We start from the raw sequence: 12,181 nt of genomic DNA on the forward strand, positions 1-12,181 counted from the left end.
TGTGGGAACCCTGCATGCGGGATCGACCCGTTCTGGTGTGGGATCGTCCTCATGGAGAACGCAGGAAGACAGCGGAGGTTCCCCACGGGTGACCTGGCCAGGATCGCCGTGTTCGCCGCGTTGATCGCGGTGCTGGGCGCGCCCGGCTCGGTCAACGTCTTCGGCAACGGGGTGCCGATCACCTTGCAGACGCTCGGCGTCATGCTGGCCGGGGCCGTTCTCGGGAGCTGGCGGGCGGCGCTGGCGGTGGTCGTGCTGCTGGTCCTGGTCGCGGCCGGGCTGCCCCTGCTGGCGGGCGGGCGCGGCGGGCTGGGCGTGTTCACCGCCGCCTCCGCCGGGTTCCTGATCGGCTGGGTCCCCGGGGCCGCGGTCACCGGGCTGCTGGTGGAGCGGGCCGGCCGGACGCCGAGCGTCCTGCGGCTGCTGGTGGCCTGCGCGGTGGGCGGCATCGGGGTGGTCTACCTGGTCGGCGTGCCGGTGCAGGCTCTGGTGACCGGGCTGCCACTGACCAAGGCGCTGGGCCTGACCGCCCTGTTCCTGCCGGGTGACGCGCTCAAGGCGCTGGCGGCCGCGTTGGTGGCCCGGGGCACGCAACGCGCCTATCCCGACGCGGTTCCGGCCGTGCACCGCGAGCGGGTGCGCTGATGCCCGTCGCCGAGCACGTCCTGCGGCACGCCGCCGACAGCCCGTCCCGGGTCGCGCTGCGCGGCCCGCGCGGCTCGCTGACCTACGGCGAGCTGGCCGGGCGTGTCCAGGGCGGCGCGCGGCATCTCCGGGGACGCGGCACGCTGGCCGCCATCGCCCTGGAGGACCCGGTCGAGCTGCTGACCGCCGTGCTGGCGGCCGATCTGGCGGGGGTGACGCCGCTGGTGGGCGATCCCGCCTGGAGCCCGGAGCGGTGGGCGCGCGTGGCCGGGGCGGCCGGGGCCGATCTGTGGGTCGGCGAGCCGCTGCCGTCCGCGCCGGGCGCCCCGCTGACGCCCGATCCCCGTCCCGGTGACCGGGCGTGGGCGTGCTTCACCTCGGGCAGCACCGGCCGGCCGCGCGCGGTCGTCCGCACCCGCGCCTCCTGGACGGATTCCTTCCCGCACCTGACCGAGCTGACCGGGATCGGCCCGGCCGACGTCGTCCTGGTGCCCGGCCCGCTGGTCTCCTCCCTGTACGCCTTCGCCGCCGTGCACACGCTGGCCGTCGGCGCGACCGCCCTGGTGCCGGGCGGGCGGCCCGCGCCCGCGTTCCTGCGCGCGGCGACCGCGATCCACCTGGTGCCGCACCGGCTGCCGGAGGTGCTGGAGCAGGCCCCCCGCCTGCGTACGGCCGTCGTCGGCGGCGCGGCCCTGAGCCGGCGGGCGCGGGACCTGGCCGGGCGGGCGGGGGTGCGCGTGATGTCCTACTACGGCGCGACCGAGCTGTCGTTCGTGGCCTTCGACGCCGACGGGGGCGGGATGCGTCCCTTTCCGGGCGTCGAGGTCGAGGTCAGGGCCGAGCCGGGGCACACGCTGGGCGAGGTGTGGGCGCGTTCGCCGTGGCTGGCCGAAGGCTACCTGGGCGGCGCGGCGGGTCCGCTGCGCCGCGACGGCGCTGGCTGGACGACGGTCGGCGACCTGGCCGAGCCCTACCGGGCGGGGCAGGTGCTGCGGGTGCGCGGGCGCGGCGACGGCGCGATCCAGACCGGCGGCGCGACCGTCGTGCCCGAGGACGTCGAGGCGGTGCTGCGGAAGGTGCCGGGCGTGGGGGACATCGTGGTGATCGGCTCGCCGCACCCCTCGCTCGGCTCGGTGGTGACCGCGGTGGTCGAGGGCGCCTCGCCGCCGCCGCGCGCGCTGCTGGAGGCCGTCGCCCGCAGCGGGCTGGACGTGGCGCAGCGGCCCCGCCGCTGGTACGCCGTCCCCGCGCTGCCGCGCACCGGGTCGGGCAAGCCCGCGCGCGGCCTGGTGGCCGACCGGCTGGCCGGCGGCGACCCCGAGATCCGGCGGCTGGTCTGACGTGGGCGGACGACCCGTCGTCGTGGCGGCCCGCCGTACGCCGATCGGCACGGCCGGGCACGCCTTCAAGGACGTGACCGTCGACCGGCTGGCCGCTCCCGTGATCGAGGCGGTGGCAGCCGAGGCCGGCCGGCCGGTGGACGACGTGGTGCTCGGCAACTGCATGGGCCCCGGCGGCAACGTGGCCCGGGTGTCGGCGCTGGCCGCCGGGCTCGGTCACGGCGTGCCCGGCCTGACGGTCGACAGGCAGTGCGGCAGCGGGCTGGCGGCGATCCTGGTGGCCGGGCAGGCGGTGGCCTCGGGCGAGATGGACCTGGTGATCGCCGGGGGAGCCGAGAGCGCCTCGACCGCGCCGCTGCGGACGCCGCGCGGCGCGGACCGCCCCTACGAGCGGGCGCCCTTCGCCCCCGAGGGGCATCCCGACCCCGACATGGGCCCGGCCGCCGAGGCCCTGGCGGCCGCGTACGGCATCGGCCGCGACCGCCAGGACGACTACGCCCGCCTCAGCCACGCCAAGGCGCTGGCCGCCCGCGCTTCGGGCGCCTTCGACCAGGAGATCGTGCCGGTCGGCGGCCGGGCGGAGGACCAGCGTCCCCGGGCGTTGCGGGCGGCGTCGCTGGCCCGGCTGCCCGCGGCGTTCGTGCCGGGCGGTACAGTGACCGCCGGTAATTCCTCTCCGGTCAGCGACGGCGCGGCCGCCGTGGCGCTGGTTCCCGAGCGGGCCGGCCTGCCGGGGTTGCGGCTGGTGGCCGGGTCCGTCGTCGGGTGTGATCCGGCGCTGCCCGGGTGGGGGCCGGTGCCGGCGGTCCGCCGGGTGCTGGCGCGTACGGGGGTGGACATGGGACGGGTGGCGGCGGTGGAGATCGTGGAGGCGTTCGCGGCGCAGGTGCTGGCCGTCACCGACGCGCTCGGCCTCGACCCGCTGGACGCCGACCGCGAGCGGGTGTGCGCCGGCGGCGGCGCGCTGGCGCTGGGCCATCCGTGGGGCGCGACCGGCGCGGTGGTGGTGACCAGGCTCTTCTCCAGGCTCGTACGGGCCGGGGCGCCCGCGGGCACGCTGGGGCTGGCGGCCGCGGCGGTGGGCGGCGGGCTGGGCGTGGCCGCGCTGTTCGAGGTGGTCGCGTGATCGAGTTCGCCGACGTGCACGTCCGGCTGGGCACGCGCGACGTGCTGCGCGGCGTCACCGCGAGCCTCGGCGAGCGCCGCGTGGGCGTGGTGGGCGCGAACGGCTCGGGCAAGAGCACGCTGGCCCGGCTGATCAACGGCCTGGCCGTGCCCACCTCGGGCCGGGTCACCGTGCTCGGCCTGGACACCCGCCGTCAGGCCGCGCGGATCAGGCGGCGGGTCGGGTTCCTGTTCACCGACCCCGACGCGCAGATCGTCATGCCGACCGTGGCCGAGGACGTCGCCTTCTCCCTGCGCCGCAAGGGCCTGCCGCGCGAGGAGGTCGAGCGCCGCGTGCACGACGTGCTGGCCCGTCACGGCCTGGGCGGGCACGCCGACCATCCCGCCCACCACCTGTCCGGCGGCCAGAAGCAGTTGCTGGCCCTGTGCGCGGTCATGGTGCTCGAACCCGACATCCTGGTCATGGACGAGCCCACGACGCTGCTCGACCTGCGCCATTCGCGGCAGGTCGCCGAGCTGTTGCGGGAGATGCCGCAGCAGGTGGTGGTGGTCACGCATGATCTGCCGCTGCTGGCCGGGTTCGACCGGGTGCTGGTGCTCGACGAGGGCCGGGTGGTCGCCGACGGCTCGCCGGCCGAGGCGATCGGCCACTACACCAAGCTGATGGCGTGAACGGGCTCACCGGGGCGTACGTGCCGGGCGGTTCGTGGCTGCACCGGCTGCCGGCCGGGGTCAAGCTGGGCGGGCTGGCGTTGTCCTGCACGGCGGTGGTGCTGTTGCGGCCGCCTGTGGCGCTGGCGGGGGCGGCGGTCGTGGCGGCGGTGTTGTACGCGTCGGCGCGGGTGGGGGGACGGGCGGCGTGGGCGCAGGTCAGGCCGGTGCGCTGGTTCGCCCTCGTGCTGTTCGTCCTGCAACTGGTGTTCACGGACCTGGACGCGGCGGTGTCCTCGACGTTGCGGGTGGTGCTGGCGGTGGCGCTGGCGGGGCTCGTGACGCTGACCACGCGGACGGCGGACATGCTGGCGACGCTGGAGCGCGGCCTGTCGCCGGTCGGGTTCGTGGGGCTGGACCCGTTCCGGCTGTCGTTGCTGCTCTCGCTCACCGTGCGCAGTGTGCCGGTGCTGGCGTCGCTGGCGGTGCGGGTGCGGGAGGCGCAGCGGGCGCGGGGGGTGGAGCGCAGTGTGCGGGCCTTCGCGGTGCCGCTGGTGGTGGGCGCGCTGCGGCACGCGGACGCGCTGGGCGAGGCGCTGTCGGCCCGCGGGCTCGACGACTGACCTCGCACTTCATCACAAAGCGAACATAAGGCAGTGACAACTTGCCCCCTTCCCGCCTGGATCCACCCCAGCCCGCGCCCGGCGGCCAAGGAGCCGACGGCGGCCCAGCGCCGCGACTACGCCGGTTTCCCCAACCTGACCGCCGTCGACGTCGTCAGGCCCGACGGCACGCCCGGCCAGAAGCTGATCGCCACCTGGTCCACCAACGTGGACGCGGTCATGGCCCAGACCAGCGGCATGGCCGTCTCCGACGACGGCGGCCTGACCTTCGGCCCGGGGCGCGCCACCCCGCTGCGCGAGGCCCCGGTGCAGCTGCACCTCGGCCGCCACCCTGTACGCCGGTGACCGCCAGATCGCCACGCTGCCCCGCACCGCCGCGGTGACCTCGATGGACGGCTACGCCTTCAGCAGCGCGGGCACCGCCCCCACCGGCGACGAGGCGCTGTTCGACGACGTGCGCTTCGAGGACCGCTGACCTCGCGTGGCGGCGCGGGAGCGATGCCCGCGCCGCCACCCTGGCCTGCCTTGCGCCGTCTCGACGGGCCGTGCCTATGATCGCGCCATGCCTCCCCTGACGCTTCCCCGCCAGCACGCCCGCACGGCCCGCTTCGCCTACGGCGTCCCGCGGAACTTCACGATCTCCCCGGACGGCGCGCGTGTGATCTTCCTGCGGTCGTCCTCGGGCGAGGATCCGGTGCACCGGCTGTGGTCGTTCGACGTGGCGACGGGGGAGGAGCGCCTGCTGGCCGACCCGGGCGCGCCCACGCCGGGCGCGCGGCCGTCGGAGGCCGAGCGTGCCCGCAGGGAACGCACCCGCGAGCACGCCCGCGGCATCGTGGCCTACGCCACCGACGCCGCCGTCACCAGGGCCGTCTACGCGGCCGACGGCGCGCTGCACACCGTCGACCTGCTGACCGGCGAGGTGACGGCGCTCGGCCTGACCGGTTCCGACCCGCGGCTCGACCCCACCGGCGAGCACGTCGCGTTCGTCTCCGGCGGCGCGCTGCACGTCGGCGAGCGGCCGCTGCTGGTCCCCGACGGCACCGACGTGACGTGGGGGCTGCCCGAGCACGTGGCGGGCGAGTCGATGGGCCGCCATCGCGGCTACTGGTGGGCGCCCGACGGGAGCCGGTTACTGGCCGCCCGGGTGGACAACGCCGCGGTGCAGAAGTGGTGCCTGGCCGAGCCGGCCGACCCCGCCAGGCCGCCGCGGACCGTGGCCTACCCGCCGGCCGGCACGGCCAACGCCGACGTGTCGTTGTGGCTGGTCACACTGGAGGGCCGGCGCACCCGGGTGGTGTGGGACCGGGTGGCCTTCGAGTACGTGGCGGCGGTGTCGTGGACCGGCCAGGGCCTGCTGGTGCTGGTGCAGAGCCGCGACCAGCGCACCACCCGCGTCCTGGAGGTCGATCCGGCCACCGGGGCGACCACCCTGGTGCGCGAGGACACCGACGACGCCTGGCTGGAGCTGGTGGGCGGCGTGCCGTCGCGCACGGCCTCGGGCGAGCTGGTCTGGACGGTCGACCGCGACGACACCCGCCGCCTGATGGTGGGCGACGACATGGTGACCCCGCCCGGGCTGCAGGTGCTGGAGGTGCTGGCCGTGGACGGCGACACCGTGCTCTTCCAGTGCTGCGAGGAGCCGACCGAGCGGCAGCTGTGCACCTGGTCCAGGGCCGAGGGACTGGTCAGGGTGACCGCCGAGCCGGGCGTGCACACCGGCGTACGCGCCGGCGGGGCGACGGTCGTGGTGCGCCGCGTCCTGGAGGAGCACGGTGTGCGGGTGAGCGTGGGTGATCGGGTGATCGCCTCCCTCGGCGCGGTCCCGGTGCTGCGGCCGCGGGTGGAGCTGGTGTCGCTGGGCAAGCGGGACCTGCGTACGGCGGTCCTGTTCCCGTCCGGGCACGTGCCGGGGTCGGGGCGGCTGCCGGTGCTGCTGTCGCCGTACGCCGGGCCGACGGCCGCGCGGGTGCTGCGCGGCCTGGACGGCTTCGCGGTCGAGCAGTGGTTCGCCGAGCAGGGCTTCGCCGTGCTGGTGACCGACGGGCGGGGCACGCCGGGGCGGGGGCCGGCCTGGGAGCGCGCGGTGCGGTTCGACAAGCTGAGCGCCGCGCTGGAGGACCAGGCCGACGCGCTGCTGGCCGCCGCCGCCCGCCATCCCGACCTGGACCTGGGCCGGGTGGCGATCCGCGGCTGGTCCTACGGAGGTTACCTGTCGGCGGCGGCCGTGCTGCGCCATCCCGACGTCTTCCACGTGGCCGTGGCGGGCGCGCCGGTGACCGATCCCCGCCTGTACGACACCCACTGGCAGGAACGTTACCTGGGCCACCCCGACGAGCATCCCGAGGCCTACGACCGCTGCTCGTTGCTGGCCGACGCGCCCCGGCTGTCCCGTCCGCTGATGCTGGTGCACGGTCTGGCCGACGACAACGTCTTCGCCGCCCACACGCTGCGCCTGTCGGCGGCGCTGCTGGCCGCGGGCCGTCCGCACACCGTTCTGCCGCTGAGCGGCGTGACGCACATGACCCCTCAGGAGGACGTGGCCGAGAGCCTGCTGCTGCTGGAGCTGGACTTCCTGCGCCGACATCTATCCCAGGTTTGACTTATATAAGGCTGTCCTGAAACACTGAGCTCGTGCACGCGTTCGACGTCCTCGGGGATCCGGTCCGCCGCCGGATCCTGGAGCTGCTGGCCGGCGGCGAGCAGAGTTCCGGCGAGGTCACCGCAGTCATCCAGCGAGAGTTCGGCATCTCGCAGCCGGCGGTCTCCCAGCACCTGAAGGTGCTGCGCGACAACGGGTTCGCCAGCGTGCGGGCCGAGGGCACGCGACGGCTCTACGCCGTGGAGGCCGCGCCGCTGCGGGAGGTCGACCTCTGGCTCGACCGTTTCCGCGGGTTCTGGGACCAGCGCCTCGACGCGCTGGCCACCGAGCTGGCGCGGGGCAGAAGAAAGAAGCACGATGGACAGCCTTGACGAGATATCCCGGATCAGGCGCGAGCTGGAGGACGGCGAGCGCAAGAGCGTGGTCCTGGCCCGCCGTTACGACGCGGAGGTGGAGGACGTCTGGGACGCCTGCACCGACGGCGAGCGCATCGCCCGCTGGTTCATGCCCGTCTCGGGCGACCTGCGGCTCGGGGGCACGTACCAGCTGGAGGGCAACGCGGGCGGGGAGATCCTCGACTGCGATCCGCCCGCCTACCTCAGGGTGAGCTGGCTGTTCGGGGTCGACCCCGGATTCTCCGAGGTCGAGGTGCGCCTGTCGCCCGAGGGCGAGGGCACCCTGTTCGAGCTGCGCCACACCGCCGAGGTGCCGCCGGAGATGTGGGGCCGGTTCGGGCCCGGGGCGGTCGGCGTGGGCTGGGACCTCGCGCTTCTGGGTCTGGGGCTGCACCTTTCGGGGCTGCCCCTGCCCGACAAGGTCGGCTTCGAGCTGACCGGCGACGGCCGCCGCTACATCGCGGCCAGCAGCAGGGCGTGGGGCGAGGCTTTCGAACAGGCGGGGGCCTCGCCCGAGTCCGCCGCCACCGCGGTCGCCGCCACCACCGCTTTCTACCTACCTACGGAGGACCAGTCATGAGCCAGAAGACCACGACGTTCCTGATGTTCCAGAACCGCGACGCCGAGGAGGCGATGAACTTCTACGTGTCGCTGTTCGAGGACTCCAAGGTGGTGGCCGTCTCCCACTACGGCCCCGGCGGGCCGGGGCCCGAGGGCACCGTCATGCACGCCACGTTCACCCTGGCCGGTCAGGAGTACATGTGCATCGACAGCAGTGAGCAGCACGCGTTCGGCTTCACCCCCTCGATGTCGATCTGGGTCGCGTGCGACAGCGAGGAGGAGATCGACCGGCTGTACGCGGCGCTGCTGGAGGGCGGCCAGCCGCTGATGCCGATCGGCTCGTACGGCTTCAGCACCAAGTTCGGCTGGGTGAACGACCGGTTCGGCGTGTCCTGGCAGCTCAACCTGGCCTGACGCGGCCCCGGGCGGAGGTCGGACCGGGCTCTGGCCTCCGTGACGAGCACGTCCCGGCGCGCGCCGGCTGAGCCTGCGAGTAGGGTGAGTGAGTGTTCACCCACCCTCTCGTGAAGGGCACGACATGAGGCTCGTCATCTTCGGCGCGACCGGCCGCACCGGGCTCGAACTCGTCCGCCAGGGGCTCGGCCTGGGGCACGAGGTCACCGCCGTCGTCCGCGACCCGGCCAGGCTGCCGGAGGGGCTGCGCGACCGCGTCGAGACGGTGACCGCCGACGTGGCCGACCCCCAGGCGATCGCCCCGGCGGTCAAGGGCCGGGACGCCGTCCTGATCGCGCTCGGCCCGCGCGGGCGCGGCCCGACCACCGTGCACTCGACGAGCATGCGCTCGGTCACCGAGGCGATGGCGCGCGTCTCGGCCCGGCGGGTGCTGCTGGTCAGCGCCGCGGGCATGGTCGCCGACGCCGGCGACGGCCTGGTCACCCGGTACGTGCTCAAACCCCTCGTCCTGCGGCCGCTGCTCAGGAACTCCTACACCGACCTGGCCGAGTCCGAGCGCCTGCTGCGCGCCTCGGGCCTGGACTGGACGATCGTGCGCCCGTCCCGCCTGCTGGAGGCCGGGCCGACCGGCCGCTACCGCACGGCCGTGGACCTCAACCTGCGCGGCGGCCGGGCCACCACCCGCGCCGACCTGGCCGACTGCATGCTGAAGCTGGCCGCCGACCCGGCCTCGGCCGGGCACGTCGTGTCGGTGGCCACGTAGCGGCGGGTCAGACCGCGATCGAGGCCAGGAAGTCGTCGAGCAGCGCCGTCTGGATGTCGTCGGTGAAGCGGCCGGGGTCGAACAGCGCCTGGACGACGAGCCCGTGCGTGAACGCCACGGCACTGGCCGCCAGCCGTTCCGGGTCGGCCGCCGGGGGCAGTTCGCCGAGGTCGCGGGCGGTCTCCAGGTGCGCGCGCAGCGCCGAGCGCAGCCGGGCGTAGCGGGCGGCCTGGCCGGCGCCGAGGTCGTCGTCGGCCAGCGCCAGGTCCCATGAGCTGACCCAGACGCGGTTGCGGGCGACGTCGGCGGGACCCAGCGGCAGGATGTCGAGCAGCGCGGCCCGCAGGGCGGCCAGGCCGGCGGGGGCCTCGCGCCGGGGGCGGGCGGCGGTGCGCCGCTCCAGCAGGTCGAGGGCGTGCCCGACCAGGGCGCGCTTGGTGGGGAAGTAGTGCATGAGCAGGCCGGTCGACACGCCCATGGCGGCGGCGACGGCGCGCAGTGTCAGCCCGCCGAACCCCTTGTCGGCCAGCACCTGCCAGACGGCCTGCGAGACGTCTTCCCGGCGGGCTTCACGGTCTCCTGCGGCGGGTGGCATGCTGCTACCTTACATACCGAACGCTCGTTACGTACCTTTGGACGGTGTCCGTGTTCGCACTACCGCTCGGCGAGGACGCCGAGCTCCGCCCGCTGGAGCCCTGGCAGGCCCAGGAGTTCCTGGACCACATCGACCGCGCCCGCCCGTCGGTGGACCCGTGGATCCCGTGGGCCGCGCGCAGCACCGACCTGGCCTCGGCCACGGCCGTCCTGCGGCGCTACGCCGACGACCAGGCCGGGGACGCCGCCCGCGTCTACGGGATCTGGCTGGCCGGCACGCTGGTCGGCGGCGTCATGTTCACCCGGTTCGACGCGGTGTCGGGGGTGTGCGAGATCGGCTGCTGGCTGGAGGCGGCCGGGGAGGGGCGGGGGCTGGTGACCCGGGCGTGCCGGCTGCTGATCGACTGGGCGTTCGCCGAGCGCGGCATGGCGCGCGTGGAGTGGTGGGTCTCGCCGGGCAACACGCGCAGCATCCAGGTCGCGCGCCGTCTCGGGATGACCCGCGACGGCGTGCTGCGCAAGCGGTTCCCGCACCGGGGCGAGCGGCACGACAGCGAGATCTGGTCGCTGCTGGCCGACGACGCGCCGGCCTGCGGCGTCAAGGCCGAGCTCGACCGGCTGATGGCCGCCTTCATGGGCGCGTTCACCAACACCGGCGGCCGCCGCCCTGACGTGGGCGCCGTCCGCGAGCTGTTCGTCCCGCAGGGGATGATCGTCAACAACACCGGGCCCGAGCCGGTGTTCCACGACCTGGACGGCTTCGTCGAGCCCCGGGAGCGCATGCTCACCGACGGCACGCTGACGGAGTTCTGCGAGTGGGAGGTCGCCGAGCGCACCGAGATCTTCGGGGCGGTCGCGCACCGCTTCAGCGACTACCGCAAGTCCGGCGTCCGGGACGGCGTCCCGTTCGAGGGCTCGGGCCACAAGACCACCCAGTTCGTCCGGACGCCGGCCGGGTGGCGGATCAGCTCGATGGCCTGGGACGACGACTGAGGCCTGGTCAGGCGGCCACCTTGTCCAGGAAGGAACGCACGTTGGCGTGCGCTCGGGCGATCTTCTCCGCCGTCGTCAGCGACTCCTCCACCACGCCGGCGCCCGCGGCCTCCTTCCTGCCGCGCAGGTAGAGCGGGCAGGCGAGGTCGGCGCACAGGTACTGGCCGACGGTGTTGCCCTGGCGGCCCGGCTCGCCGGTGCGGCGGGCGGTCATCAGGGCGACGCCGCCGCCGGTTTGGGTGGTCAGGCAGAACGAGCACATGCTGCGCGAGGTGAAGACCCGCGAGGCGCCGGAGGTCACCCGCAGGGCTACGCCCACGAGGGTGTCGTCGCTCTCGGCGACCAGGTAGGCGCGCTCGGGGGCGCCGGGATCTCGCCAGCCGAGGAAGTCGAGGTCGTCCCAGGGCAGGTCGGCCAGGTCCCGGGGCAGGCCGGCGCGTTTGGCCTCGCCTTTGGAGCAGTTGATGAACGACGTGCGGATGTCGCGTTCGGTCAGAGGTCTCATGGTTGTGGAGGCTAGCCGCCCTTAACGGTAGTATGCAAATACTTAAAGCCTGTAAGAAGGGGTGCTGCCGTGGCCCGCGCGGGAGTGACCGTCGACCGTCTGACCAGGGCGGCGGCGGACCTGGCCGACGAGGTCGGCTTCCAGAACGTGACCGCCTCCGCGCTCGCCCGCGGTTTCGGCGTCAAGCCCGCGGCCCTGTACGCCCACATCAAGGACATTCAGGAGCTGCGGGTCCGGGTGGCCGAGCTGGCCCTGGGCGAGATGGCCGACCGGGCCGCCGCCGCGCTGGCCGGCCGGTCGGGCAAGGAGGCGCTGGTGCCGTTCGCCGACGCCTACCGCGGCTATGCCAAGGAGCATCCCGGCCGCTACGCCGCCACCCAGATGGAGCTCGACTCCGAGTCGCTGGACGTCAGCGCGGGCCGCCGCAACTCCGAGCTGACGCGGGCCGTCCTGCGCGGCTACGGCCTGGCCGAGCCCGACCAGACCGACGCGGTGCGCATGATGAGCAGCACGCTGCACGGTTACGTGACCCTGGAGACGGCCGGCGGGTTCCGCCGCCATCCCCGCGACGTGGAAGCCTCCTGGTCCAGGACGCTGGACGCCCTGGACGCCGTCCTGCGGAACTGGCCGCCCGCCTGAGCCTGGTCCGGTCGGCGTCCAGGGTGTGCGGGCCGCTCCCCGCCCGCATGCCTGAGGAGCTGGCCGCCGAGGTGGCTCGGGCCTGCGCGCGGGAGGGTGAGCGGCTGGGGGCGTTGGCCGAGCTGCTGGCGTACGGGAGCGCTGATCCGGCCGATCCGTTCTGCGCGGCGCATCTGCACTGTCCGCCGCTGGCCGTGGCGGTGGCGGCCGATCCGGCGGTCTCGGCGCTCAACCCGTCGCTGGACTCCTGGGACCAGGCGCCGGCCGCGACCGCGCTGGAGACGTCGGCGGGCGAGGCCGAGGACTCCGCCCCCTGACCCGCCCCCCCGGG

16 protein-coding genes are annotated in these 12,181 nt (G+C 74.8%); 14 read left to right on the forward strand and 2 right to left on the reverse strand.

Annotated features, from left to right (window positions below; all coding sequences use genetic code 11):
- Positions 1-51: 51 nt before the first annotated feature.
- The 11 genes from ACIHAD_RS13535 (at position 52) to ACIHAD_RS13585 (ending at position 9,119) form a co-directional block, all read left to right on the forward strand.
- Positions 52-645 (forward strand): biotin transporter BioY, encoded by a 594-nt coding sequence (locus ACIHAD_RS13535; protein WP_397354688.1) that lies wholly within the window; start codon positions 52-54, stop codon positions 643-645.
- The gene (locus ACIHAD_RS13540) at positions 645-1,985 is read left to right on the forward strand and encodes a class I adenylate-forming enzyme family protein (RefSeq protein ID WP_397354689.1); all 1,341 of its coding nucleotides are present in this window, start codon (positions 645-647) and stop codon (positions 1,983-1,985) included. The genes ACIHAD_RS13535 and ACIHAD_RS13540 overlap by 1 nt, the downstream gene beginning before the upstream one ends.
- A 1-nt stretch (position 1,986) precedes the next feature.
- On the forward strand, positions 1,987-3,111 hold the full coding sequence (locus ACIHAD_RS13545; protein ID WP_397354690.1) for a thiolase family protein: 1,125 nt from the start codon (positions 1,987-1,989) through the stop codon (positions 3,109-3,111).
- Positions 3,108-3,782: an energy-coupling factor ABC transporter ATP-binding protein gene (locus ACIHAD_RS13550; protein WP_397354691.1), complete on the forward strand. Its 675-nt coding sequence runs from the start codon at positions 3,108-3,110 to the stop codon at positions 3,780-3,782. The genes ACIHAD_RS13545 and ACIHAD_RS13550 overlap by 4 nt, the downstream gene beginning before the upstream one ends.
- Entirely contained in the window at positions 3,779-4,384 is a 606-nt protein-coding gene (locus ACIHAD_RS13555) for an energy-coupling factor transporter transmembrane component T family protein (protein WP_397354692.1), read from the forward strand. The genes ACIHAD_RS13550 and ACIHAD_RS13555 overlap by 4 nt, the downstream gene beginning before the upstream one ends.
- Before the next feature lie 33 nt (positions 4,385-4,417).
- Positions 4,418-4,729: a hypothetical protein gene (locus ACIHAD_RS13560; protein WP_397354693.1), complete on the forward strand. Its 312-nt coding sequence runs from the start codon at positions 4,418-4,420 to the stop codon at positions 4,727-4,729.
- Positions 4,730-4,946: 217 nt separating this feature from the next.
- Positions 4,947-6,986: a prolyl oligopeptidase family serine peptidase gene (locus ACIHAD_RS13565; RefSeq protein WP_397354694.1), complete on the forward strand. Its 2,040-nt coding sequence runs from the start codon at positions 4,947-4,949 to the stop codon at positions 6,984-6,986.
- 32 nt (positions 6,987-7,018) lie between these two features.
- Positions 7,019-7,357, forward strand: a complete 339-nt coding sequence (locus ACIHAD_RS13570; RefSeq protein WP_397354695.1) for an ArsR/SmtB family transcription factor — start codon at positions 7,019-7,021, stop codon at positions 7,355-7,357.
- On the forward strand, positions 7,344-7,961 hold the full coding sequence (locus ACIHAD_RS13575; protein ID WP_397354696.1) for an SRPBCC family protein: 618 nt from the start codon (positions 7,344-7,346) through the stop codon (positions 7,959-7,961). The genes ACIHAD_RS13570 and ACIHAD_RS13575 overlap by 14 nt, the downstream gene beginning before the upstream one ends.
- Positions 7,958-8,356 (forward strand): VOC family protein, encoded by a 399-nt coding sequence (locus ACIHAD_RS13580; RefSeq protein WP_397354697.1) that lies wholly within the window; start codon positions 7,958-7,960, stop codon positions 8,354-8,356. Before ACIHAD_RS13575 ends, ACIHAD_RS13580 begins: the two co-directional genes overlap by 4 nt.
- A 124-nt stretch (positions 8,357-8,480) precedes the next feature.
- Positions 8,481-9,119, forward strand: a complete 639-nt coding sequence (locus ACIHAD_RS13585; protein ID WP_397354699.1) for an NAD(P)-dependent oxidoreductase — start codon at positions 8,481-8,483, stop codon at positions 9,117-9,119.
- A gap of 7 nt (positions 9,120-9,126) precedes the next feature.
- Here the strand turns inward: ACIHAD_RS13585 and ACIHAD_RS13590 are convergent, their stop codons facing one another.
- Positions 9,127-9,714, reverse strand: a complete 588-nt coding sequence (locus ACIHAD_RS13590) for a TetR/AcrR family transcriptional regulator (RefSeq protein WP_397354700.1) — start codon at positions 9,712-9,714, stop codon at positions 9,127-9,129.
- Positions 9,715-9,758: 44 nt separating this feature from the next.
- Between ACIHAD_RS13590 and ACIHAD_RS13595 the strand changes: the two genes are divergently transcribed.
- On the forward strand, positions 9,759-10,706 hold the full coding sequence (locus ACIHAD_RS13595) for a GNAT family N-acetyltransferase (RefSeq protein WP_397354702.1): 948 nt from the start codon (positions 9,759-9,761) through the stop codon (positions 10,704-10,706).
- Between the two features lie 7 nt (positions 10,707-10,713).
- Here the strand turns inward: ACIHAD_RS13595 and ACIHAD_RS13600 are convergent, their stop codons facing one another.
- Positions 10,714-11,211 carry an FBP domain-containing protein gene (locus tag ACIHAD_RS13600; protein WP_397354703.1) on the reverse strand — a complete coding sequence of 166 codons (498 nt, stop codon included), beginning with the start codon at positions 11,209-11,211 and terminating at the stop codon, positions 10,714-10,716.
- Between the two features lie 69 nt (positions 11,212-11,280).
- Between ACIHAD_RS13600 and ACIHAD_RS13605 the strand changes: the two genes are divergently transcribed.
- Both ACIHAD_RS13605 and ACIHAD_RS13610 read left to right on the forward strand, forming a co-directional pair.
- A complete protein-coding gene (locus tag ACIHAD_RS13605) occupies positions 11,281-11,850 on the forward strand; it encodes a TetR/AcrR family transcriptional regulator (RefSeq protein WP_397354704.1) in 570 nt (189 codons plus the stop codon).
- Between the two features lie 47 nt (positions 11,851-11,897).
- Positions 11,898-12,167 (forward strand): hypothetical protein, encoded by a 270-nt coding sequence (locus tag ACIHAD_RS13610; RefSeq protein ID WP_397354705.1) that lies wholly within the window; start codon positions 11,898-11,900, stop codon positions 12,165-12,167.
- Positions 12,168-12,181: the final 14 nt, after the last annotated feature.

The organism is Nonomuraea sp. NPDC052265, assembly GCF_044547985.1.
Lineage (GTDB): Bacteria > Actinomycetota > Actinomycetes > Streptosporangiales > Streptosporangiaceae > Nonomuraea.

Coding starts and splice junctions, on each gene's coding strand:
- ACIHAD_RS13535 (WP_397354688.1), top strand. CDS start 52: ATGGAGAACGCAGGAAGACAGCGGAGGTTCCCCACGGGTGACCTGGCC.
- ACIHAD_RS13540 (WP_397354689.1), top strand. CDS start 645: ATGCCCGTCGCCGAGCACGTCCTGCGGCACGCCGCCGACAGCCCGTCC.
- ACIHAD_RS13565 (WP_397354694.1), top strand. CDS start 4,947: ATGCCTCCCCTGACGCTTCCCCGCCAGCACGCCCGCACGGCCCGCTTC.
- ACIHAD_RS13575 (WP_397354696.1), top strand. CDS start 7,344: ATGGACAGCCTTGACGAGATATCCCGGATCAGGCGCGAGCTGGAGGAC.
- ACIHAD_RS13580 (WP_397354697.1), top strand. CDS start 7,958: ATGAGCCAGAAGACCACGACGTTCCTGATGTTCCAGAACCGCGACGCC.
- ACIHAD_RS13585 (WP_397354699.1), top strand. CDS start 8,481: ATGAGGCTCGTCATCTTCGGCGCGACCGGCCGCACCGGGCTCGAACTC.
- ACIHAD_RS13590 (WP_397354700.1), bottom strand. CDS start 9,714: ATGCCACCCGCCGCAGGAGACCGTGAAGCCCGCCGGGAAGACGTCTCG.
- ACIHAD_RS13600 (WP_397354703.1), bottom strand. CDS start 11,211: ATGAGACCTCTGACCGAACGCGACATCCGCACGTCGTTCATCAACTGC.
- ACIHAD_RS13610 (WP_397354705.1), top strand. CDS start 11,898: ATGCCTGAGGAGCTGGCCGCCGAGGTGGCTCGGGCCTGCGCGCGGGAG.